The 21,614-nt window shown below is 72.8% G+C and carries 19 protein-coding genes; 9 read left to right on the forward strand and 10 right to left on the reverse strand.

Annotated features, from left to right (window positions below; all coding sequences use genetic code 11):
- Positions 1–49: 49 nt before the first annotated feature.
- Entirely contained in the window at positions 50–613 is a 564-nt protein-coding gene (locus tag ACSLTV_RS12175) for a GtrA family protein (protein ID WP_432135443.1), read from the reverse strand.
- 140 nt (positions 614–753) lie between these two features.
- Here ACSLTV_RS12175 and ACSLTV_RS12180 point away from each other — a divergent pair, with 140 nt between their 5' ends.
- From ACSLTV_RS12180 to ACSLTV_RS12195, 4 genes are all read left to right on the forward strand, one after another.
- A complete protein-coding gene (locus tag ACSLTV_RS12180) occupies positions 754–1,914 on the forward strand; it encodes a 5-(carboxyamino)imidazole ribonucleotide synthase (RefSeq protein ID WP_432135442.1) in 1,161 nt (386 codons plus the stop codon).
- Positions 1,911–2,435 carry a 5-(carboxyamino)imidazole ribonucleotide mutase gene (gene purE, locus ACSLTV_RS12185; protein WP_432135441.1) on the forward strand — a complete coding sequence of 175 codons (525 nt, stop codon included), beginning with the start codon at positions 1,911–1,913 and terminating at the stop codon, positions 2,433–2,435. Before ACSLTV_RS12180 ends, purE begins: the two co-directional genes overlap by 4 nt.
- Before the next feature lie 8 nt (positions 2,436–2,443).
- Entirely contained in the window at positions 2,444–3,625 is a 1,182-nt protein-coding gene (locus ACSLTV_RS12190) for a dipeptidase (RefSeq protein WP_432157761.1), read from the forward strand.
- A gap of 609 nt (positions 3,626–4,234) precedes the next feature.
- Positions 4,235–5,362, forward strand: a complete 1,128-nt coding sequence (locus tag ACSLTV_RS12195) for a dipeptidase (RefSeq protein WP_435612102.1) — start codon at positions 4,235–4,237, stop codon at positions 5,360–5,362.
- Between the two features lie 107 nt (positions 5,363–5,469).
- On the opposite strand, the gene ACSLTV_RS12200 is transcribed toward ACSLTV_RS12195, so the two are convergent.
- Positions 5,470–5,859, reverse strand: coding sequence for a VOC family protein (locus ACSLTV_RS12200; RefSeq protein ID WP_432157743.1), 390 nt, complete (start codon positions 5,857–5,859; stop codon positions 5,470–5,472).
- Between the two features lie 18 nt (positions 5,860–5,877).
- Positions 5,878–6,237: a VOC family protein gene (locus ACSLTV_RS12205; protein WP_432135439.1), complete on the reverse strand. Its 360-nt coding sequence runs from the start codon at positions 6,235–6,237 to the stop codon at positions 5,878–5,880.
- Positions 6,238–6,346: 109 nt separating this feature from the next.
- Between ACSLTV_RS12205 and ACSLTV_RS12210 the strand changes: the two genes are divergently transcribed.
- Positions 6,347–6,856 (forward strand): CGNR zinc finger domain-containing protein, encoded by a 510-nt coding sequence (locus tag ACSLTV_RS12210; RefSeq protein WP_432135438.1) that lies wholly within the window; start codon positions 6,347–6,349, stop codon positions 6,854–6,856.
- Between the two features lie 121 nt (positions 6,857–6,977).
- On the opposite strand, the gene ACSLTV_RS12215 is transcribed toward ACSLTV_RS12210, so the two are convergent.
- Complete coding sequence (locus ACSLTV_RS12215; protein WP_432135437.1) at positions 6,978–8,324, reverse strand: UDP-glucose dehydrogenase family protein; 1,347 nt, start codon at positions 8,322–8,324, stop codon at positions 6,978–6,980.
- Between the two features lie 204 nt (positions 8,325–8,528).
- Between ACSLTV_RS12215 and ACSLTV_RS12220 the strand changes: the two genes are divergently transcribed.
- A complete protein-coding gene (locus ACSLTV_RS12220; RefSeq protein ID WP_432135436.1) occupies positions 8,529–9,686 on the forward strand; it encodes an acyl-CoA dehydrogenase in 1,158 nt (385 codons plus the stop codon).
- Between the two features lie 149 nt (positions 9,687–9,835).
- Here ACSLTV_RS12220 and ACSLTV_RS12225 read toward each other — a convergent pair whose 3' ends face one another.
- Entirely contained in the window at positions 9,836–10,393 is a 558-nt protein-coding gene (locus tag ACSLTV_RS12225) for an acyl-CoA thioesterase (protein ID WP_432135435.1), read from the reverse strand.
- Positions 10,394–10,512: 119 nt separating this feature from the next.
- Here ACSLTV_RS12225 and ACSLTV_RS12230 point away from each other — a divergent pair, with 119 nt between their 5' ends.
- A complete protein-coding gene (locus tag ACSLTV_RS12230; RefSeq protein WP_432157742.1) occupies positions 10,513–11,799 on the forward strand; it encodes an LCP family protein in 1,287 nt (428 codons plus the stop codon).
- Positions 11,792–12,424, forward strand: a complete 633-nt coding sequence (locus ACSLTV_RS12235) for an HAD-IA family hydrolase (protein WP_432135433.1) — start codon at positions 11,792–11,794, stop codon at positions 12,422–12,424. Before ACSLTV_RS12230 ends, ACSLTV_RS12235 begins: the two co-directional genes overlap by 8 nt.
- Before the next feature lie 214 nt (positions 12,425–12,638).
- On the opposite strand, the gene ACSLTV_RS12240 is transcribed toward ACSLTV_RS12235, so the two are convergent.
- Positions 12,639–14,108 (reverse strand): LCP family protein, encoded by a 1,470-nt coding sequence (locus tag ACSLTV_RS12240; RefSeq protein WP_432135432.1) that lies wholly within the window; start codon positions 14,106–14,108, stop codon positions 12,639–12,641.
- A 130-nt stretch (positions 14,109–14,238) separates the two neighbouring features.
- Between ACSLTV_RS12240 and ACSLTV_RS12245 the strand changes: the two genes are divergently transcribed.
- On the forward strand, positions 14,239–15,267 hold the full coding sequence (locus tag ACSLTV_RS12245) for a glycosyltransferase family 2 protein (protein WP_435612103.1): 1,029 nt from the start codon (positions 14,239–14,241) through the stop codon (positions 15,265–15,267).
- 107 nt (positions 15,268–15,374) lie between these two features.
- On the opposite strand, the gene ACSLTV_RS12250 is transcribed toward ACSLTV_RS12245, so the two are convergent.
- The 4 genes from ACSLTV_RS12250 to ACSLTV_RS12265 all read right to left on the reverse strand — a co-directional run bounded on the left by ACSLTV_RS12250 (position 15,375) and on the right by ACSLTV_RS12265 (position 21,602).
- Complete coding sequence (locus ACSLTV_RS12250) at positions 15,375–17,003, reverse strand: LCP family protein (protein ID WP_435612104.1); 1,629 nt, start codon at positions 17,001–17,003, stop codon at positions 15,375–15,377.
- A gap of 316 nt (positions 17,004–17,319) precedes the next feature.
- Positions 17,320–19,083, reverse strand: a complete 1,764-nt coding sequence (locus ACSLTV_RS12255) for an LCP family glycopolymer transferase (RefSeq protein ID WP_435612105.1) — start codon at positions 19,081–19,083, stop codon at positions 17,320–17,322.
- A 269-nt stretch (positions 19,084–19,352) separates the two neighbouring features.
- Positions 19,353–20,573: an LCP family protein gene (locus ACSLTV_RS12260; RefSeq protein ID WP_435612106.1), complete on the reverse strand. Its 1,221-nt coding sequence runs from the start codon at positions 20,571–20,573 to the stop codon at positions 19,353–19,355.
- A gap of 270 nt (positions 20,574–20,843) precedes the next feature.
- Positions 20,844–21,602, reverse strand: a complete 759-nt coding sequence (locus ACSLTV_RS12265; RefSeq protein WP_432135427.1) for a TIGR03089 family protein — start codon at positions 21,600–21,602, stop codon at positions 20,844–20,846.
- Between the last annotated feature and the right edge of the window lie 12 nt (positions 21,603–21,614).

Raw genomic sequence — 21,614 nt, forward strand, 5'->3', positions numbered from 1 at the left:
CCCGAGCCGACCGCCTCAGGAAGTCGTCCGGGTCAGGAAGTCATCCGGGTCAGGAAGTCGTCCGGGTCAGGTACTCGTGCGGCTGCTGCTGGGCGGGGGCGGCCGGCCGGACGCCCGTGGACGACCGCGTCCCCGGCGCGGCAGCCTCCGCTTCCGGCCGCGCTCCCGGCCCTGCCTCCGCCTCCCGCACCGGCAGCGCCCGGAACACCCACGAGCGGTAGGACCAGAAGCGGAACAGCGTCGCCACACCGATGCCGAGGAACTTGAAGATGTTGTTCTGCAGCGGGGTGTCCCAGCCGAATCCGTACGTCGCCGCGAAGAGCAGCCCGTTCTCGATCACCAGGCCGACCCCGCTGAACAGCAGGAACAGCGCGAGCTCGCGGGTGCGGCCGCTCTTGTCGCGGTCACGGTAGGTGAAGTAGCGGAACCCGATGTAGTTGAAGACGATCGCCACGACCGTGGCGATGACACCGGCCCGCACGACCTGCAGGTCGGTCGTGTGCCGCACCAGGTTGAAGACGCCCAGGTTGACCAGGACGCCGGCCCCGCCCACGGCGCCGAACTTGGCGACTTCGTGCGCAAGGCGGCGCAGCCCCGAGGAACCATGTCCCATGGTCGTACAGGCCCCCGTCCGGGTCGCGGATGCGTCAACCCAGCCATGCTAACCATCCACGTTCGAGGATTTCCTGTGGTCGCTCTCATGGCCACCGAGGCGGAATCCTCCCCTCCGGCGGCGGCCGATACCCTAGGGGCGTGACGTTCCCGGTAGTCGGCATGGTCGGCGGTGGCCAGCTCGCTCGTATGACACACGAGGCGGGCATCCCGCTCGGCATCAGGTTCAAGCTCCTCAGTGACACCCCACAGGACTCGGCGGCCCAGGTGGTGAACGATGTCGTCGTCGGCGACTATCGCGACCTGGACACCCTGCGCGAGTTCGCCAGGGGGTGCGATGTGATCACCTTCGATCACGAACACGTACCCACCGAGCACCTGCGGGCGCTGGAGGCGGACGGCATCCCCGTCCGCCCCGGCCCCGACGCGCTGGTGCACGCCCAGGACAAGGGAGTGATGCGCGCGAGGCTCGACGCGATCGGCATCCCCTGCCCGCGCCACCGCATCGTGAGCGATCCGCGGGACGTGGCGGCCTTCGCGGCGGAGGGCCTGGCGGACGGCGCCGAGGGTGACGGCTTCCCCGTGGTCCTCAAGACCGTCCGCGGCGGCTACGACGGCAAGGGCGTGTGGGTCGTCGACAGCGCCGAGGAGGCCGCCGAGCCGTTCAAGGCGGGCGTCCCGGTCCTCGCGGAGGAGAAGGTCGACTACGTCCGCGAACTCGCCGCCAACGTCGTGCGCTCCCCGCACGGCCAGGCCGTCGCCTACCCGGTCGTGGAGTCGCGACAGGTCGACGGCGTGTGCGACACGGTCATCGCCCCCGCGCCCGGCCTCGACGAGGCGCTCGCGCTGCGGGCCGAGGAGATGGCCCTGACCATCGCCAGGGAACTGGGCGTCGTCGGCCACCTCGCCGTCGAGCTGTTCCAGACCCGCGACGGCCGCATCCTCGTCAACGAACTGGCGATGCGCCCCCACAACTCCGGCCACTGGACCCAGGACGGCGCGATCACCTCGCAGTTCGCCAACCACGTCCGGGCCGTCCTCGACCTCCCCCTCGGCGACCCGCGCCCGCGCGCCCCGTGGACGGTCATGGTCAACGTCCTCGGCGGCGACTACCCCGACATGTACTCCGCGTACCTGCACTGCATGGCCCGCGACCCCAAGCTCAAGATCCACATGTACGGCAAGGACGTGAAGCCCGGCCGCAAGGTCGGCCACGTCAACACCTACGGCGACGACCTGGACGACGTGCTGGAGCGCGCCCGTCACGCAGCCGGCTACCTCAGAGGAACGATCACGGAATGAGCCCTGTAGTTGGCATCGTCATGGGGTCGGACTCCGACTGGCCCGTCATGGAGGCCGCCGCCAAGGCGCTCGACGAGTTCGAGATCGCCTACGAGGTCGACGTCGTCTCGGCGCACCGGATGCCGCGCGAGATGGTCGCCTACGGCGAGCAGGCCGCGGACCGGGGGCTCAAGGTGATCATCGCGGGCGCCGGCGGCGCCGCCCACCTGCCCGGGATGCTCGCCTCCGTCACGCCCCTGCCGGTCATCGGCGTGCCCGTGCCGCTGAAGTACCTCGACGGCATGGACTCCCTGCTGTCGATCGTGCAGATGCCGGCCGGTGTGCCCGTCGCCACCGTCTCGGTCGGCGGCGCCCGCAACGCCGGTCTGCTGGCCGCCCGGATCCTCGCCGCCCATGACGAGGACCTGCTCGGCCGGATGCGCGACTTCCAGCAGGACCTGAACGACCAGGCCACCGAGAAGGGCAAGCGGCTGCGCGCCAAGGTCGAGGGCGCGGGCGGCGGTTTCGGCTTCGGGACGTGACGGCCGCCATGACCTCACTCGACGAGGCGCGGGAACTGCTGCGCGAGTTCCCCGTCGTCGACGGCCACAACGACCTGCCCTGGGCGCTGCGCGAGCAGGTCCGCTACGACCTCGACGCCCGCGACATCGCCGTACGGCAGGACGCGCACCTGCACACCGACCTGCCCCGGCTGCGCGCGGGCGGGGTCGGCGCGCAGTACTGGTCGGTGTACGTGCGGTCGGACCTCCCCGACCCGGTTCCGGCGACCCTGGAGCAGATCGACTGCGTACGGCAGCTGATCGACCGGCATCCCGGGCAGCTGCGGGCCGCGCTGACCGCCGCCGACCTGGAGGCGGCGCGCGCGGAGGGGCGGATCGCCTCCCTGATGGGCGCGGAGGGCGGGCACTCCATCGCCGGCTCCCTCGGCACCCTGCGCGGTCTGTACGCGCTCGGCGTGCGGTACATGACGCTCACCCACAACGACAACGTGGCCTGGGCGGACTCCGCGACCGACGAGCCGAAGGTCGGCGGGCTGTCCGCCTTCGGCCGGGAGGTCGTGCGGGAGATGAACCGGCTCGGCATGCTCGTCGACCTCTCCCACGTGGCCGCCACGACCATGCGGGACGCGCTGGACACCACGTCGGCGCCGGTGATCTTCTCCCACTCGTCGGCCCGCGCGGTGTGCGACCACCCGCGCAACATCCCGGACGACGTGCTGGAGCGGCTGCCCGCCAACGGCGGCATGGCGATGGTGACGTTCGTGCCGAAGTTCGTGCTGCGGGCCGCCGTGGACTGGACGGCCGCCGCCGACGAGAACATGCGCGCCCACGGCTTCCACCACCTGGCCACCACCCCGGAGGCCATGGCGGTGCACCGCGCCTTCGAGGAGGCGCACCCGCGCCCGGTCGCCACCGTCGCCACGGTCGCCGACCACCTCGACCACATGCGCGAGGTCGCGGGCGTCGACCACCTCGGCATCGGCGGGGACTACGACGGTACGGCCTTCACCCCGGACGGCCTGGCCGACGTCTCCGGCTACCCGAACCTGCTCGCGGAACTGCTGGAGCGCGGCTGGTCGCGCGCCGACCTCGCCAAGCTGACCTGGCGCAACGCGGTGCGGGTGCTGGGCGCGGCGGAGGACGTGGCCCGCGAGCTGCGGGCGACGCGGGGGGCGTCGAACGCGACGATCGAGTCGCTGGACGGCGGCTGAGCGGCCCGGGGGCGCCCGGGGGTGCGGGGTGCCCGGGGGTGCGGCGAGTCGTGCGCGCCCGGCCGCGCGACCGGGGCCGGTAGCCCCGGTCCGGCGTGCGGGGTCCGGTGTGGGTGAGCGGCGTGCGCCGCCCGGCGTGGGGCGAGCGGCCTCCACGGCCCGGCGCGTGCGGATCCGTATGCGCGCTCCGGTGTGCGCCGTCGGCGGCCCCGGTCCAGCGTGCACGACCCGGTGTGCGCGGCCCGGTGTATGTGGGCGGCGTGCGCTGTCCGGCGTGCGGGGCTGGGTGTGCGCCGCCCGGCGGCCTCCGGTCCGGCGTGCGGGGCCCGGTGCGCGCGGTCCGGTGTGCTGGAGGGGCGTGCGCGGGAGATGGCGCGCGCGGTCCGGTGTGCTGGAGGGGCGTGCGTGCGCGGTGTGTGCGCCCGGCGCGAGGGGGCGACCCGGCGCACGCCGGGTCGCGCGAGCCCGGCGTACGGACGACGCGGTCCGGCGCGGGGCACCCGAACGCACCGTCCGGCGGGTGACCCGCCCGCCTCCGTGCGACGGTGATGCGTACTGCTGATCGCCCAGCGCAGACCATGCCGCCGATCACGACGTACGGAGACCGCCATGGCCGACCTCCAGGACGAACTGCACACCGCGCCCGAGGTCGGCGAGCGGCCGCTGGACGGCCCCTTCCCGGAGCCACAGGGCCCGGACCTGGCGGGGCCCGGCGTCGACGAGCCCGTGGGCGACCCCCTGGACCGCGCGCACGCCCTGCTCGCCGCCCACCCCATCGCCGACGGCTACAGCGGGTTGCCCTGGGCGCTGCGCCATCTGCCCTGGTACGACCTTCAGGCCGGGGAGACCGCCGTCGACACGGACGTCCCCCGGCTGCGCGAGGGCCATGTCGCGGCGCTGTTCTGGTCCCTGCACCTGCCCGAGGGACTGGTCGCGAACCGGGCCGTCGGCGCCACCCTGGAGCAGCTGGACCTGGTCCGCTCGGTGATCAAGGCGCACCCCGAGGGGCTGCGGCTGGCCCGTTCGGCGGGGCAGGTCATCGACGCCCGCAACTGCGGCCGGGTCGCGGTGCTGCTGGGTCCGGCCGCGGCGCCCGCTCTGGACGACTCCCTGGGCATCCTGCGCGTCCTGCACTCGCTGGGACTGCGCGTCCTCACCCTGGCCGGGACCTCCTGGGCGAGCGAGGCGGGACTGACCCGGTTCGGCGAGGAGGTCGTCCGCGAGATGAACCGGCTCGGGGTGCTCGCCGACCTCTCCGGCGCATCCGACGCCACCATCGCCCGTACGCTGGTGCTGTCCAAGGCGCCGGTGCTGTGCACCCGCTCCGCCGCCCGCGCGCTGCGGCCCCACCCGGACAACCTGCCCGACGACCTGCTCACCGAGCTGGGCGCGGCCAAGGGCCTGTGCATGGTCCCGCTGACCGCGGAGCAGACCGGGCCGGGCATCCGTGACGTCGCCGACCACCTGGACCACGTCCGCGCCCTGGCCGGACCGGAGAGCGTGGGCCTCGCCGGCACCTACGACTCCGGCGCCGCCCACCCCCGGGAACTCGCCGACGCCTCCGGCTATCCCCGGCTCATCGCCGAGCTCCTCGGCCGGGGCTGGTCCGAGACCGACCTCGCCCTCCTCACCTGGGGTAACGCCCAACGCGCCCTGCGCGCCGCCGACTTCCTCTCCCGAGCCGGCCGGGACCGCCACGAGCCCTCGACGGCCGACATCGCCGCCCTCGACGCGTAGCCGCCGCGGGCGCCGCCCCGCACCGCCCGTGCCCCGGGCACCCCGCCACCGCGACGGCCGGCCCCGGGGCGACGGGACCGGCCGTGGGAGCGCACGGGGGAGCGGGTTCAGCCGTGCTCGATGCGGCACAGGCAGAACGGGTGGCCGGCCGGGTCGGCGTAGACCAGGAAGTCCTTGGCCTCGCGGTCGGTCAGGTCGAGGGGGCGGGCGCCGAGGGCGATGACCCGCTCGTGGGCGGCGTCCAGTTCCGCCCAGGTGGCCCCGGCGTCGAAGTCCAGGTGGAACTGCTGGGAGTGGTCCGGCCGCGGCCACTGCGGCGGCCGGTGGCCGGGCGCCCGCTGGAAAGCGAGCCGGGGGCCGTCGGGAACGTCCAGGACGACCCAGTCGTCGTCCTCGGCCTGCGGGGTGCCCCCGGCGACCGCCGCGTAGAACCGGGCGAGGCCGAGCGGGTCGGGGCAGTCGAGGACGACGTTGCGCAGCCGGGCGACGGACGCCATGGCACCTCCACGGTGAGGTCAGCAGGCACAGAGGCAGAACGGGTGCCCGGCGGGGTCCGCGTACACACGCCAGCCGCGCGAACGGTCCTCCGTGTCCAGCGGCCGCGCGCCCAGCGCCAGCACCTTCTCTTCCGCCGCGTCGAGGTCGGGCACGGTCAGATCCAGGTGGAACTGCTGCGAGTGGTCGGGAGCCGGCCACCGCGGCGGCACGAACCCCGGGGCCGCCTGGAACGCCAGCGACCGACCGCCGGGCATCTTCAGGTCCACCCACTCCCCGTCCCCCTCGACGGTCCCGCCCAGCACCTCGGCGTAGAACCCGGCGAGCGAGCGCGGGTCGGGACAGTCCAGGACGACGGCACCCAGCTCGGCGACAGCCATGTCTTCCTCCTCGTTACCCGTTACCAGCGATTGCCGGTAACCGTGTAACCGCATCCTGCCCTCTTGCCGGTAACGTCGCAAGGGGAATCCCGGGAGGTACCGTGCAGCCATGAGTGAGAGAGCGTCCGCGCCGGGCGGCCTGGCGCTGGTCGAGGCCCTGGTGAACACGCTGGACATCGAGTCGGGCGCCGACGCGCTCGACACGGCGGACGGCCGGGCGCGCTTCGGGCTCACCGACGGCGCCGACGCCGTGAACGAAGCCCGCGACCTGCGCGAGTCCCTGCGGGCCACGCTCCTCGCCCACGCCGGCCACCCACCGCACCGCGCGGTGACCCCCCTGGGCGACCTTCTCGCGCGGGCGCCCCTGTACGTGGCCGTCGACGAGCACGACGGCTCCGCGTCCCTGCGGGCCGACGAGGGCCCGCTGCTCTCCCGGGTCGCCGTCGCCGTCGCTCGCGCCCTGGTCGACGGCACCTGGGCCCGGCTCAAGGCGTGCGAGGCACCCACCTGTCACTGGGCGTACTACGACCGCAGCCCGGCCGGCCGCGGCCGCTGGTGCTCGATGCAGGTGTGCGGCGCCCGCGCGAAGATGCGGCGCTACCGCGCGAAGGCGCCCTGACGCGCCCCGAGGTGGTGCAGAATGCACTCGGACGCCGGTTCGGCCGACTGAGCCTCGGCCGAACCGGCGTCCGTCCGCCGCCCGGCCCGCCCCTGCGACGCGACTGTCCGGGTGCGCCGTGCTAGGCCGTGGGACGGCCCATGGCTCGGTACGTCCAGCCCGCCTTGCGCCACACCTCCGGGTCCAGCGCGTTGCGCCCGTCGAGGATGACGCGGCCCGCCGCGACCTCCCCCAGCTCCGCCGGGTCCAGCTCCCGGAACTCCCGCCACTCGGTCAGGTGCAGCACCACGTCGGCACCGCGCACCGCGTCCAGCGCGCGCTCGGCGTACCCGAGGGTGGGGAACACCCGCCGGGCGTTCTCCATCCCCTTGGGGTCGTAGACGGTCACCTGGCCGCCCTGGAGGTGGATCTGCCCGGCGACGTTGAGCGCCGGCGAGTCCCGCACGTCGTCGGAGTCCGGCTTGAAGGTCGCCCCGAGCACCGCGACCCGCCGTCCCAGGAAGGGCCCGCCGCCCAGCGCCTGCCGGGTCAGCTCCACCATCTGGCCGCGCTGGCGCATGTTGATGGAGTCGATCTCGCGCAGGAAGGTCAGCGCCTGGTCGGCGCCCAGCTCACCGGCGCGCGCCATGAACGCCCGGATGTCCTTCGGCAGACAGCCGCCGCCGAAGCCGATGCCGGCCCGCAGGAACTTCCGCCCGATGCGGTCGTCGTACCCGATCGCCTCCGCCAGCTTGGCCACGTCACCGCCGGCCGCCTCGCACACCTCGGCCATGGCGTTGATGAAGGAGATCTTGGTGGCGAGGAAGGAGTTCGCGGAGGTCTTCACCAGCTCGGCCGTCGGGAAGTCGGTGACCACGAAGGGCGAGCCCTCCTCGACCGGCGTCGCGTACACCGTGCGCAGGGTGTGTTCGGCCCGCTCGCTGCGCACCCCGACCACGATCCGGTCCGGGTGCAGCGTGTCCTGCACGGCGAACCCCTCGCGCAGGAACTCCGGGTTCCACGCCAGCTCGGCGCCCTCCCCGGCGGGCGCGTGCGCGGCCAGGTAGGCGGCGAGGCGGTCGGCGGAGCCGACGGGCACGGTCGACTTGCCGACGACCAGCGCGGGCCGGTCCAGGTGCGGCGCGAGGGAGGCGATCGCGGCGTCCACGTACGACATGTCGCAGGCGTACTCGCCGTGCTTCTGCGGGGTGTTCACACAGAGGAAGTGCACGTCGCCGAAGGCGCCCACCTCGGCCCAGTCGGTGGTGAACCTGAGCCGCCCGGTGGACCCCGGGATCCCGGCGACGTGGCGGCGCAGCAGGTCTTCCAGCCCCGGCTCGAACATCGGCGTCTCGCCGCGCTCCAGCATCGCGATCTTCTCGGGGGCGACATCGAGCCCCAGCACCTCGAAGCCCAGTTCCGCCATGGCGGCGGCGTGCGTCGCCCCGAGGTAGCCGGTACCGATCACGGTGATCCTGAGGGCGGCCATGCGTGCTCCTGGACTGGACGGCGTTCTCTGCGCTGCCCGAGCATATCGGGGGTGGGGCAGCGCCCCTCACCGGGCGGTTTCCGGGCTGTCGCCAAGGTCACGTACCCGTGCCGGGGGCGGGCCCTCTAAAATTTGGGTTACTTAACGGTAATTAGCAACGGTAGTAAGCGGCAGCATCACAGCGTCTTTGGAGCGTGAGAGACCTTGGCCGGATCGGCTGACTTCGACCTGTACCGCCCGTCCGAGGAGCACGACATGCTCCGCGACGCCGTCCGTTCGCTGGCCGAGGCGAAGATCGCGCCGCACGCCGCCGCGGTGGACGAGGAGGCCCGCTTCCCGCGCGAGGCCCTTCAGGCCCTGGTCGCAGGCGACCTGCACGCCGTGCACGTACCCGAGGAGTACGGCGGTGCGGGCGCCGACGCGCTCGCCACGGTGATCGTCATCGAGGAGGTGGCCCGCGTCTGCGTGTCGTCCTCCCTCATCCCGGCCGTGAACAAGCTGGGCTCCCTGCCGGTGATCCTCTCCGGCTCCGAGGAGCTGAAGAAGAAGTACCTGGGCCCGCTCGCCAAGGGCGAGGCGATGTTCTCGTACTGCCTGTCCGAGCCGGACGCCGGCTCCGACGCGGCCGGCATGAAGACCAAGGCGGTCCGCGACGGCGACCACTGGATCCTCAACGGCGTCAAGCGCTGGATCACCAACGCCGGCGAGTCCGAGTACTACACGGTGATGGCCGTCACCGACCCGGCCAAGCGCTCCCGGGGCATCTCCGCGTTCGTCGTGGAGAAGTCCGACGAGGGCGTCTCCTTCGGCGCGCCCGAGAAGAAGCTCGGCATCAAGGGCTCCCCGACCCGCGAGGTCTACTTCGACAACGTCCGCATCCCCGCCGACCGCATGATCGGCAAGGAGGGCACCGGCTTCGCCACCGCGATGCAGACCCTCGACCACACCCGCATCACCATCGCCGCCCAGGCCCTCGGCGTGGCCCAGGGCGCCTTCGACTACGCCAAGGGCTACGTCAAGGAGCGCAAGCAGTTCGGCAAGCCGATCGCCGACTTCCAGGGCATCCAGTTCATGCTCGCCGACATGGCCATGAAGATCGAGGCCGCCCGCCAGCTGACCTACGCGGCCGCCGCCAAGTCCGAGCGCGGCGACAGCGACCTCACTTTCCAGGGCGCCGCGGCCAAGTGCTTCGCCTCCGACGTCGCCATGGAGGTCACCACGGACGCCGTCCAGCTCCTCGGCGGCTACGGCTACACCCGCGACTACCCGGTCGAGCGCATGATGCGCGACGCCAAGATCACGCAGATTTATGAGGGTACGAATCAGGTTCAGCGGATCGTGATGGCAAGGAACCTGCCCTAGCCGCTGACCAGCCCGAACAACGCAGCCCCCGGCGTGAGCCGGGGGCTGTCGTCGTGAGTGGGCGGCCGGACCCCGGCCGAGGGGCCCCGCGACCGCGGTGCCGGGAAGCCGCTGCGGTCCGAGACGCGGCTCCGGTGAAAGGCGAGGCCTCAGTGCTCGAACCCCTCCGCCAGCCGCTTCTCCCGCAGCTCCTTGATCGCCCGGCGGCGCGCCAGGCGGTGGGTGCGGCGGATCTGGGCCTCCTGGTAGCGGCGGCGGTCGCGGTCGGTCTCCGGCATCACCTGCGGAACCCGGCGCGGCCTGCCGTCGGCGTCGACGGCGGCGAAGACCAGGTAGGCCGAGCCGACCTGGGTGGGCGGGGTGGACTCGTTCCACCGCTCGGCGAGAACCCGCACCCCGACCTCCATCGACGTCCGGCCGGTCCAGTTGACCTGTGCCTTGACGTGGACGAGGTCCCCCACACGGACCGGCTCCAGGAAGACCATCTCGTCCATGGAGGCCGTGACGGCGGGGCCACCGCTGTGCCGGCCGGCCACGGCGCCCGCCGCGTCGTCGACCAGTTTCATGATCACGCCGCCGTGCACCGTGCCCAGGAGGTTGGTGTCGTTGTGGGTCATGATGTGGCTGAGGGTGGTGCGGGAGGCGGATGTCGGCTTGCCCGGGATCTCCGGGGTGTCCGAGTCCGCTGCGGTGACGCGATCTGTCATGACCTCCACCTTATGCCGCGCCGGACAAGGCGGGAGTTTGTGTCAGGTTGGCAACAGCGGTGCCCTGATTTTCCGACGTCCCTACTGGACGTGCGGCCGCGCCCGGCACACTGGGGCGCATGAATGATTGGCCCCAGGGATGGTCCGGCGGCGACCGCGGCGACCGGTACGGACGCGGCAGCGCCGGCGCGCAGCCGGAGAGCGCGCGCGTCATGCGTCAGGTCCGGCGCGGCCCGGCCGCCCCGCCGCAGCCCCCCGGCGTGCCCCCGCAGGGCGGGCACGCGGGCGGCCACGGACAGGGTGACTTCACCAACGCCCAGCTGTCCGGCTACGACAGCGGCTACAGCACGGGCCAGGTCTACGGCGGCGGTCCCGGTGGCGGCTCCGGCGGCGGGGCCGGTGGTGCCCGCGCCGCGCGCCCCGCGCCGGACTGGCGCCGGCGGATCAAGTGGACGGCGATCACCGTGACGACCGTGCTGGTCGTCACCGCCGTCGGCACCTACTTCTGGGCCGACTCCAAGCTCAACCGCGAGGTCGACCTGTCCAAGGTCATCGACCGGCCCGAGGGCGGCGACGGCACCAACTACCTGATCGTCGGGTCGGACAGCCGCGAGGGCATGTCCGCCGAGGAGAAGAAGAAGCTGCACACCGGCTCCGCCGAGGGCAAGCGCACCGACTCGATGATGATCCTGCACGTCGGCGACAACGGCGACACGCTGATCTCGCTGCCCCGCGACTCGGACGTGGAGATCCCCACCTTCGTCGGCTCCGAGTCCGGCAAGACCTACAAGGGCACCGGCAAGCACACCAAGCTGAACGCCGCCTACGCCATGGACGGCCCCGAACTGCTGGTCCGCACGGTCGAGTTCAACACCGGGCTGCGCATCGACCACTACGTCGAGATCGGCTTCGCCGGCTTCGCGAACATCGTCGACGCGGTCGGCGGCGTCGAGATCGACATCCCCAAGGGCGGCATGAAGGACACCAGGTCCGGCGCCGACTTCGAAGAGGGCAAGCAGACCCTGAACGGCGAGGAGGCCCTCGCCTTCGTCCGCACCCGCTACGCGCTCGCCCGCTCCGACCTGGACCGCACCAAGAACCAGCAGAAGTTCCTCGCCGCCCTCGCCCACCAGGTGGCCACCCCGAGCACGGTCCTCAACCCGTTCAAGTTCTACCCGACGATGGGCGCGGGCCTGGACTCCCTGATCGTCGACGAGGACATGAGCCTGTGGGACCTCGGCTCCATGTTCTTCGCGATGAAGGGCGTCAACGGCGGCGACGGCACCTCGATGAACATGCCGATCTCCGGCTCCGCGGGCTCCAACCTGGTCTGGGACAAGGCCAAGGTCAAGCAGCTGGTGCAGCAGCTGAACAACGACGAGAAGGTCACGGTCTCCGGTGACTGACCGGCCCGCCGGCGGCCGGTCCTTCGACGCGGTGCTGTGTGACGTCGACAACGTGATCCGGCACTACGACAGCTCCGCCCTGACGGCGCTGGAGCGCGCCGCCGGGCTCGCAGAGGGCACCACCCAGAAGGTCGCCTTCGCCCCCGGCACCGACCTGCCGCTGATGCTGGGCCGGATCACCGAGCAGGAGTGGGTCGCCGCCATCGCACGCGGCCTGGCCGGCCTGGTCGACGACGACACCGCCTGGGAGCTGGGCGCCACCCTGCTGGAGTCGCCGTTCCACGCCGACGAGACGGTGGTGGCGCTGCTGCGCCGGGCCCGGGTCCACGTCCCGCTGGTCCTGGTCACCAACGCCCCCCTCGGCCTGGAGGCCGACCTGGCCGCCCTGGGGCTGGCCGACCTCGCCGACCACGTCGTCAGCAGCGCCCGCGTCGGCCTCGCCAAGCCGGACCCGCGGATCTACGAACTCGCCGCGTCCCGGGCCGGCGTGCGGCCCGAGCGCTGCCTCTTCGTCGACGACACCCGGGAGAACGTCGAGGCCGCGGCCGCGCTGTCCATGCCCACGGTGCACTTCCGCCACGCCGCCGACCTGGAGCGCGCGCTGGCCCCGCTGTTCGACTCCTGACACTTCAGCCCGCGCGGCGCCCGCGCGGTTCCGACCTTTCCGCGGTCCGGGGGCTTCGGGCGCGGGTGGTGCCTGCGCGGTCCCTACGTCTCCGCGGTCCGGGGGCTTCGGGTGCGTGTGGTGCCTGCGCGGTTCCGACGTCTCCGCGGTCCTGACGCCTCGGTGCTCCCGGCGTCTTCGCGGTCGGGACTCCCGTGCCCCGGCAGCCGGGTCCTCATGGGCAGCGGACCTCGTCGCCCCGCACCACCTCGGCCCCGCCGCTCGGCGCCGGGACCGGCGCCCGCACCGGCCGCACGTCGTGGAAGCCGGACCCGGCGATCACCTTCAGAGTGGCCCCCAGGCCCTTCGCCGACCGCAGTTCGCTGCCCGGCAGGGCCGCCGCGAGGGACTTCGCCGAACGGTCCCAGCGGGGGTCGTACAGGACGATCGTGCGGCGCACGTCGCGCTGGGCGGAGGTCACCGGCCGCCCGGTCGTACGGAAGCCCGCCGCGGCCAGCGCCGCGTCGACCCGCCGGGCCAGTCCGGCCGTACGCGTGCCGTTCTCGACCTGGACGCGGATCCGCCGCGGGGCCACCTCGACGCGCGGGGCGGTCTTCCCGGGCGGGGGTGCGGGCCGCGCGGTCGCCAGCGGCCGGTCGTCGCGCAGCGACCGGAAGACGCGTTCCGCCCCGGCCCGGTCCCACTTCACCGTCGAGCCGATGCCCGGCACCGAGTACCCCATCTGCCCGATGGGCACGGTCATGAACTCCGAGGAACGCGGCGAGAACGTGCGCATCGCGCGGCCCAGGTCCAGCAGTTCGTCGGTGCCGAAGCCCCGGTCCGCCCGCACCGAGCCCAGCACCGCCCGGGCCACGTCCCGGAACCTCAGCGGGTTCAGCAGCAGCCCGGACGACGTGGCGCGGTCCACCAGAGCCGCCATGAACCTCTGCTGGCGCCTCATCCGGCCCAGGTCGGAGGAGGCGTCCGCGTGGCGGGAGCGCACGTACTGCAGGGCCTCGCCGCCGTCGAGGGTGTGGGTGCCGGGCGGCAGGTCCAGGCCCGTGTACGAGTCCTTGAGGGGCTCGGCCGTGCAGATCTTCACACCGCCCAGCACGTCCACCGTCTTCATGAAGCTGGTGAAGTCGACCTCCAGATAGTGGTCGATCTTCACCCGGGTCATCGCCTCGACGGTACGGACGGTGAGCCGGGGCCCGCCTTCCGCGTACGCCGCGTTCAGTTTGACCGGGTGCCCGTGGTGCTTCTCGCCGGTGGTGCGGTCGGTGTGCGGGGGTGTCTCGGCGTAGGAGTCGCGCGGCAGGCTGACCACGCTGGCCCGTTCCCGGTCCTCCGAGATGTGCACGATCATGATCGTGTCGGTGCAGTGGCAGGGCGCGCCGCCGAGCCGGTAGCGCCGCCGCTCGGCCGGGGTGATCCGGTCCCGGCCGTCGGTGCCGACCAGCAGCACGTTCATGCCGTGGCCGGGGCGGGGGCGGTTCTTCATGTCCCGGAAGGGGTCGACCCGGGCGATGTCGGCGTCCAGGGTCGTCACCAGCGAGTGGCCGATGCCGGCCGCCGCCAGCACCACCACGGACAGCGTCGTCGCCGCCCGCAGGGCCCAGCGGGGACGTTTGCGGGGCGCGGGCGGACGCGGGCCGCGGCGCGGTGGCCGGGTGCGCGGGGACCGGGGCGGTGGGGCGGCGGGCATGGGACACCTCCGGGCGGCGCCGGGCGGGGGGAAGGCGTTGAGAACCGTAGGCCCATACGATCGTCGGCCGGCGGTGGCACACCCGGTGGGGGGTCGCCGTGTCCCCCGTTCGCGGTAACGTGAGCGCTCTATGAACGCCAAGTCCGACGCGCAGCTCCCCGCCGTGTCCGTCATCATGCCCGTCCTCAACGAGGAGCGGCATCTGCGCGGAGCCGTCCAAGCGATCCTCGCGCAGGAGTACTCCGGTGAGATGGAGGTCGTGATCGCCCTGGGTCCGTCCACGGACCGCACGGACGAGATCGCCGCCGAGCTCGTGGCCGAAGACCCGCGCGTGCACACCGTGCCCAACCCGACGGGCCGTACGCCCGCCGCGCTGAACGCCGCGATCAAGGCCTCCCGCCATCCGGTCGTGGTCCGCGTCGACGGCCACGGCATGCTCTCCCCGGACTACATCGCCACCGCCGTGCGGCTCCTGGACGAGACCGGCGCGCAGAACGTCGGCGGCATCATGCACGCCGAGGGCGAGAACGACTGGGAGCACGCCGTCGCCGCCGCGATGACCTCGAAGATCGGCGTCGGCAACGCGGCCTTCCACACCGGAGGGCAGGCCGGCCCGGCCGAGACCGTGTACCTCGGGGTGTTCCGGCGCGAGGCGCTGGAGCAACAGGGCGGCTACAACGAGGAGTTCATCCGCGCCCAGGACTGGGAGCTGAACTTCCGCATCCGGGAGGCGGGCGGCCTGATCTGGTTCTCGCCCGAGCTGCGGGTGTCGTACCGCCCGCGGCCGAGCGTGCGGGCGCTCGCCAAACAGTACAAGGACTACGGGCGTTGGCGGCACGTCGTCGCCCGCTACCACTCCGGGTCGATCAACCTGCGCTATCTCGCGCCGCCGGTGGCGGTGTGCGCCATCGCGGCGGGTCTGGTGGTCGGTGCCGTGCTCACCCCGGCAGGCTTCGTGATCCCCGGCGGCTACCTCGCGGCGATCGCCGCCGGGTCGGTTCCGGCCGGCAGGGGCCTGCCGCTGAAGGCGCGGCTGCGGATCCCCGTCGCCCTCGCCACCATGCACATGTCGTGGGGCTGGGGCTTCCTGACCAGCCCCAAGTCGCTGGCCAGGAAGGTCATCGCGTCCCGCCGCCCGGCGGTGCCCAGCTCCGTCTGACGGCCTATCAAGGACCGTCCGGTTCCGGTCCCACCAGGCCCTCGGCGCCCGTCGGGTTCTGGATTCGAGCAGGCCCTAGGCCGTCCGGTTCCGGACCTGCCAGGCCCTCAGGACCCGTCCGGCTCCTCGGTCCAGGTGAAGGACGGGTCCACGTGCATGCACTGGCCCGTGTCCGAGGCGTTCATCAGGTCCGCCGACTCGGGGACCTCGTCGCTCTCCTCGGGCACCTTGTAGGCCGCGTTCTCGCGCCAGTCCGCGCCGACGACGACGGTGACGCCGGAGACCTCGGTGGACCGTCGCACGGCGCTCTCCGGGATGCCGAGCGCCCGGGCGACCGCGAGGGCGTCGCCGCGCAGGTCGGCGCTCGGGTAGCTGACCTCGGTGGCCGGCTCGGCGGTCGCCGCCGAGGGGTCGGTGACCGCCTTGGCGAAGCCCTTGGCGGTGAGCAGCCCGGTCACGTCGGTCGCCCGGCCGCGGGCCGGGGCCAGCGTGTCGGTGCCGGTGCCGTTGTGTACCTGCACGGCGAGGTCGGCGGGGTCGGCGGCCGGGTCGGTCACGGTGGGGGAGGGGCTCGGCGCGGGCTTCTTCCCGGTGTCCTTGCCGTCCAGCGCGATGTCCTCGCGCACCAGCCGGAACAGCCGCTCGGCGTCCTTGGTGGGCTCCACGCGCTCGCCGACGTAGCGGTTGGGCATCGTCGTCATGGTGATGCGGTCGGTGGGCACCTTCTGCAGCTCGCCGGCCAGGTCGTACATCTTCTTGATGCTGTCCAGGCCGTCGTCGACGGTGATCGCCCTCGTGGCCGCCTCGGCGAGCTTGCGCAGCTTGTTCGGGCTGCTCAGCTTGGCATTGGCGCGCAGCTCCCGCACCATCGAGTTCATGTACATGTGCTGGGCCTTGGCCCGCCCGAGGTCACTGCCGTCCTCGAAGCCGTAGCGGGTGCGCAGCCACTGCAGGGCCTGCTCGCCCTTGATGTAGGTGGTGCCCTTCTCCAGCCGCAGGCCCGAGCCGTGGCCGCTGGAGGTGTGCGAGTACACGTTGGCGTCCACGCACACCGGCACGCCGCCGATCGCGTCCGCCATCGACACCACGCCCGCGAAGTCGATCATCATGAAGTGGTCGATGCGGATGTCGGTGAGCTTCTCCCAGGTGGCCACCGTGCAGCCGGGACCGCCCCGGCTCAGCGACTCGTTCGTCATCATCCGGCCCTGGCTCGCCTGGTACACCGTGCCGTCGTCGGGGTCCGTGCACTTGGGGATCTGCAGCAGCGTGTCCCGCGGCATGCTGATCACCGACATGTTCGAGCGGTCCGCCGAGACGTGCAGCAGCATCTGGACGTCGGCGAGCGGCGGTCCGCCGAAGGTCTCCCGGGCCCCGCCGAGCTTCTGGTTCGCCTCGGTGTTGCGCGCGTCCGAGCCGATCAGCAGGATGTTCAGCGGGGTCTGGCCCTCCGCGTTCGCCGGGGCCGCCGCGGCGCGCTCCTTGGCGTCGCCGATGTACAGCTCGTCGCTCTTGATGTTGTCGTTGAGGTGCTCGTAGTACAGGTAGCCCGCGCCCGCGGTGCCCAGTATCACCACCGCTAGCACGGTCGCCGACCAGCGCAGCACCCGCCGACGGCGAGGACTGCGGCCCGCGCCGCTCCGCCCGCCCGCCGGTTCGGCCGCACCGGATGCCTCAGGTGCCGTGGACGTGGTGTCCCCGGCCGCGGGTGCCTCCCCCCGCACACTGCTCTGCGCCACTTCCCCTACCCTCCAGCCGCGCCGCGCGCGGGGTTCTTCCCGCGTTCATGAGACGCACGGGACCGCCGCCACGTTGTACAAGACGCGCGATCGGCCGCTCTCGTCACAGCCGGACCCAGTCTTGACCACTCTTTGATGCACCCGGCCTCACCTGCCTCACCCGCCGGGTACCGCACGACGCCCGGAACTACCGGCCGGCCATCGACCGGCCGGCCGCTGCCCGGGCGGCCACCTGAGGGGGCGGCACCTGACGGGCGGCCACCTGACGGGCGATCACCGGTCGGGCGGCACCCGACGGGCGGTTACCGGTCGGCCGTCACTTCGCGCACTGCACCTTGTCCGCGGTGGCCTTCGGCACCGACGACGGTGCCGTCGTCGGGGCGGTCAGCGAGACGCCCGCCCCCTTGTAGTCCTTGCCGAGCGTCAGCGTCATCGTGGGCAGCCCCTGCGCGTTGGTGACGCTCTCGCCGGGCTTCAGCGCCGTGCCGGGCAGGCCCATGATGGCGGCGAGCTTGCGCGCCTGGTCGGCCTGGTCGGGCGCGTACTCCAGGGTGGTCTTCGCCAGCTCCGTCTCCGCGTTCCCCGCGTTCTCGGACTTGGTCACGCCCTTGCTGTTCTGCAGCCAGGTGAGGGTCTTCGACGCGCTGCCCGCCGCGGCTCCGCCGTTGAGGATGCGCACCCGCACCTCCGAGGCCGCGGACTGAGTGCCCTTCAGCCGGGCCTCCGCCGCGGCGGCCGCCGCGTCCTTGGAGGCCTTCTGCTGCTGCTTGACCTCCGTGAACGACACATCGTCCTTGATCATCTGGAAGACGGGGGGCGCCGTCGCCTCGTTGAGCACGACCGTCGCCTTCACCTTCTCGGCCGGGTTGTCGAGCACCGGCACGGTGACGAAGGTCAGGTTCTTGACATCGAGCTTGCCCAGCTCCATGCCGAGGTCCTTGAGCTTGTCGATGCTGTCCAGCTGGCTGTCGACGGTCAGCGCCTTGGTGCCCGCCTCCGCCAGCTTGATCATCTTGGTGGGACTGGTGAGGGTGTCGTTCGACTTCAGCTTGCGCATCAGCGAGCTGAGGAACTGCTGCTGGATCTCGATCCGGCTCAGGTCACCGCCGAGGCCGACGGAGTGCCGCGTGCGCACGAACGCCAGCGCCTGCTCGCCCTCGACGACGTGCTTGCCCGCCGGGAGCTTCAGATGGGAGTCCGGGTCGTCGATGTCCTTGGCGAGGCACACCTCGACGCCGCCGACCGCCGAGGACAGCGTCTTGACCGCGTTGAAGTCGGCCACGATGAAGTTGTCCGGCGTGATCCCGGTCAGCGCGGTGACGGTACGCAGGGTGCAGCTCGGTGTACGGCCGCTCTGGCCCAGGCTGGTGTTGAAGCGGACCCCGGTCGTGCCCGGGATGACTTTGGTGGTGCCGTCCTCCTGCTCCGTCGGGCAGTCCGGGACGTCCACGATCAGGTCGCGCGGGATGCTCAGCGCGGTCGCGTTCGACCGGTCCTTGGAGACGTGCAGCAGGATGGTGGTGTCCGCGTGGCCGGGGCTGCCCGCGTCGCCGTACCCGGCGTTGCCGTCGCCGGTGCGCTTGTCCGTGCCGATCACCAGGATGTTGATGGCCTGGTCCTTCTTGAAGCCGCCCGTGCTGGCGCCGTCGTCGGAGACCGCCGTGATGTTGTCGTTGAGGTGCTCCAGGTACAGATAGCCGCCCACGAGGGCCGCCACCATCACGAACGCCATGGTGCCGCCGGTCCACAGCAGCACCTTCTTGACCTTCGACTTCTTCTTCGCCGGCCGGCGGCCGCGCCGGCCCGGCTGCGGCTCGTCGGCCGGCGTACCCCGGCGGCGGCGCGGCCCCGGCACCTCCTGCGGCCGCTCCCGCTCAGGGGCGGGAGTGCGGACGCGCGGCCCGGACCCGGCGGCACCGGAGCCCCGCGCGCCCGGCGCTGCGCCTCTACGGGGTCCGGGGACCGCCGACTGCGGTGCGGAAGGGGCCAGTCGCAGCTCGTAGTCGCCGGTGTCCGGATTGAGTACCCACTGGTCTGCGGGGTCGATGTTGTCCGCCCGCCCACGGCCTTGCGCGTCCACGGTTGTCCGAATCCTCCGTCGGGGCCACGCGGCGCCTTCCCCCCTTGACCAAAGGCGCTCGGGTCGATCCAGTCACTCGGTCACTCGGCGCTCGGCCCGGGGATGGACCTCGCGGCCGGGTGCACCGGGGCGCTCACACTATCCGGCCGACTCGGCGTCGAGCGACGACGGTGACACATTCCACGTCCATACAACCGGGCAATCCGGTGTATATCCGTGAACTGGCGTTCGCCTGGACCGCGCACCCCGCCCACGTTTTGGCAAGCGCTTTACCCGCTGCTCTTCCCGCAGGGGTCCTCGGCGGCCGTACGGCCCCGGAAGGGCGTGCCGGGCGGGGAGGTCGCGGCCGCCGGATCCCCGGCACGCCCGTCGCCGCGCGGGCCGGGCGTGCTGTCCGCCCTGACCTCGATCGGCGCGTCGGTGCGCAGCCGCCGGAAGAGTTCCTCTGCCGCCGGTTCCGCCAGCTGGTCCCGGTTGGGGTCGTAGACGTACGACTCCCGCGGAACGGTCAGGAAGCGCACCTGTTCGGTGGGGACGTCGCGCACCGCGCGCACAAGGTCGTAGAGACCGCGCAGACTCGCCAGCCCCGGATCGGTGGTCAGGGACGACGTCGCCGCGTCGAGCACCGGGTACAGCTTCACCGGGTTCAGCAGGACGTCGTTGCCGCGCAGCTTGTTGACGAGGGCGCCCAGGAAGCGCTGCTGCCGGTCCATCCGTTCGGTGTCGCTGCCGTCGCCGAGCGACTTGCGGGCCCGGACGAAGCCGAGGGCCTGTTCCCCGTCGAGGGTGACCCGCCCCGCGGGCAGCCTCAGTTTGGCGGCCTTGTCGTCGACGGGCCGCGCCAGGCACACCTCCACCCCGTCCACCGCGTCGACCAGGTCCTTGAACCCGCTGAAGTCCACGACCACGTGGTGGTCGATCCGCACTCCGGTCAGCTTCTCGACCGTCCGGACGGCGCACGCGGAGCCGCCCGCCTGGAAGGCACGGTTGAGCATGGCGAACGCGGGGCCGGTTCGGGTGCCGTCCGGGGTGCGGCAGCCCGGCACGTGCACCATGAGGTCCCGGGGCAGCGACACCGCGGTCGCGCTGCGGCGCCGGGCGTCGAGGTGCAACAGGATCGTGGTGTCGGACCGCTCGGTCCCCGGGTCACGCCCGTAGCGCCCGTTCTCGGCGCCCGCCCGGGAGTCCGACCCGATCAGCAGGATGTTCCGCGCGCCCTTGACCAGGACGGTCGGCCGCTCCTTCTCGTACCGGGCGAGTTCGGCCGCAGCCGCCTCGTCCGCCGTGATGTTCGCGCTGAGCTTCGCGTAGAGCACGGTCCCGACCACGCCGGCTCCCATCGCGACCGCCGCGACCCCGGCCGCCGCGCCCCACAGCCACCTGCGCCGCCGCCGGCGCGCCCGGCCGGCGCCCGTCGGGGTCGCCCCGGCACCGCGCCCCCCGCGAGCCGCGGCGGCCCGCCCCGCACCGCCCTCCACGCCAGAGCCCACGCCGTCCACCCCTCTCGCCGGTCCGGACGAGGAACGCCTGCCTCTACGACGAACGCCTGCCTCTACGACGATGGCGCGAGCGGGGCGAGGGTGCGGGCGGGGGTGGGCTGAACGGGTGAAGGGAGAAGGGATGCGGCGCGCCGGGGGTGGCTGCCGAGTGGTGGGTTGGGCGGGGGTGACCTCCGAGCGTCGGGTGTGCGGGCCGCCGAGCGTCGGCGGGGAGGCCGCCGAGCTCGGTGCGGACGGGGATGGCCGCCGGGCGGAGGGTTCTCAGCGAGCCGTCGCGGTGATGCGCTCGCTGTCGATACGGCGGGCCACGGCGTCCTCCCCGGCCTGGTCCAGGTTCCGGCACAGCACCACGGAACCCCCGCTGGCGAGGGGGGCGTACAGCCCGGCGCTCAGCCCCTCCCACGTCTCGTAGCCGAGCCCGGACAGCAGCCGCGACCCCGGCCCGGTCAGCCCCAGGCCCGCCGCGTCGGCCCGCGCCCGGTCCACCAGCTCGGCGCCGGTCAGCTCCGCCCCCGCGACGATCAGCGCCGGCTCCTCCGGGTCCACCGGCGCGTACGGCGCGAACCGGTCCCCGAAACTCGGCACGTCCACCGCGTAGTCGGCGTACCCCTCGGGAGGCCCCGGCACGAACCGCCTCCCCAGCGGCGCCAGCGACAGCGCGTACCGCTCCCCGCGGCAGGCCAGCCCCTCCTCGAACCGTCCGGGCCCGGCCACCACGTGGTCGGCCCGTCCGGCATCCCCCGCCACGTCCGCGACGACGCCCACCGACGAACAGGCGATCAGCCAGACCGCCGTCTGCCAGTGCGCCGGCAGCAGCAGTGCCACCCGGTCCCCGGGTTCGGCGGACATCCCGTCCTGCAGCAGGTTCGCCGTCTTCGCCACCCAATTGGCGAAGGTGGCCACGGACAGTTCGACGCGTTCGCCCGTGGCGTCGTCGTAGAAGGTCACCAGTGGGCGCGCGGGGTCCGCGGCGAGCGCGGAACCGAGCAGGTCGGCGGGGGTGCGATCGGTGGCGTTCATCCGCGCAAGGGT

The sequence above is a fragment of the Streptomyces sp. bgisy159 genome (assembly GCF_965341775.1).
GTDB lineage: Bacteria > Actinomycetota > Actinomycetes > Streptomycetales > Streptomycetaceae > Streptomyces.

Coding starts and splice junctions, on each gene's coding strand:
- ACSLTV_RS12175 (WP_432135443.1), bottom strand. CDS start 613: ATGGGACATGGTTCCTCGGGGCTGCGCCGCCTTGCGCACGAAGTCGCC.
- purE (WP_432135441.1), top strand. CDS start 1,911: ATGAGCCCTGTAGTTGGCATCGTCATGGGGTCGGACTCCGACTGGCCC.
- ACSLTV_RS12190 (WP_432157761.1), top strand. CDS start 2,444: ATGACCTCACTCGACGAGGCGCGGGAACTGCTGCGCGAGTTCCCCGTC.
- ACSLTV_RS12195 (WP_435612102.1), top strand. CDS start 4,235: ATGGCCGACCTCCAGGACGAACTGCACACCGCGCCCGAGGTCGGCGAG.
- ACSLTV_RS12200 (WP_432157743.1), bottom strand. CDS start 5,859: ATGGCGTCCGTCGCCCGGCTGCGCAACGTCGTCCTCGACTGCCCCGAC.
- ACSLTV_RS12205 (WP_432135439.1), bottom strand. CDS start 6,237: ATGGCTGTCGCCGAGCTGGGTGCCGTCGTCCTGGACTGTCCCGACCCG.
- ACSLTV_RS12210 (WP_432135438.1), top strand. CDS start 6,347: ATGAGTGAGAGAGCGTCCGCGCCGGGCGGCCTGGCGCTGGTCGAGGCC.
- ACSLTV_RS12215 (WP_432135437.1), bottom strand. CDS start 8,324: ATGGCCGCCCTCAGGATCACCGTGATCGGTACCGGCTACCTCGGGGCG.
- ACSLTV_RS12225 (WP_432135435.1), bottom strand. CDS start 10,393: ATGACAGATCGCGTCACCGCAGCGGACTCGGACACCCCGGAGATCCCG.
- ACSLTV_RS12230 (WP_432157742.1), top strand. CDS start 10,513: ATGAATGATTGGCCCCAGGGATGGTCCGGCGGCGACCGCGGCGACCGG.
- ACSLTV_RS12240 (WP_432135432.1), bottom strand. CDS start 14,108: ATGCCCGCCGCCCCACCGCCCCGGTCCCCGCGCACCCGGCCACCGCGC.
- ACSLTV_RS12245 (WP_435612103.1), top strand. CDS start 14,239: ATGAACGCCAAGTCCGACGCGCAGCTCCCCGCCGTGTCCGTCATCATG.
- ACSLTV_RS12265 (WP_432135427.1), bottom strand. CDS start 21,602: ATGAACGCCACCGATCGCACCCCCGCCGACCTGCTCGGTTCCGCGCTC.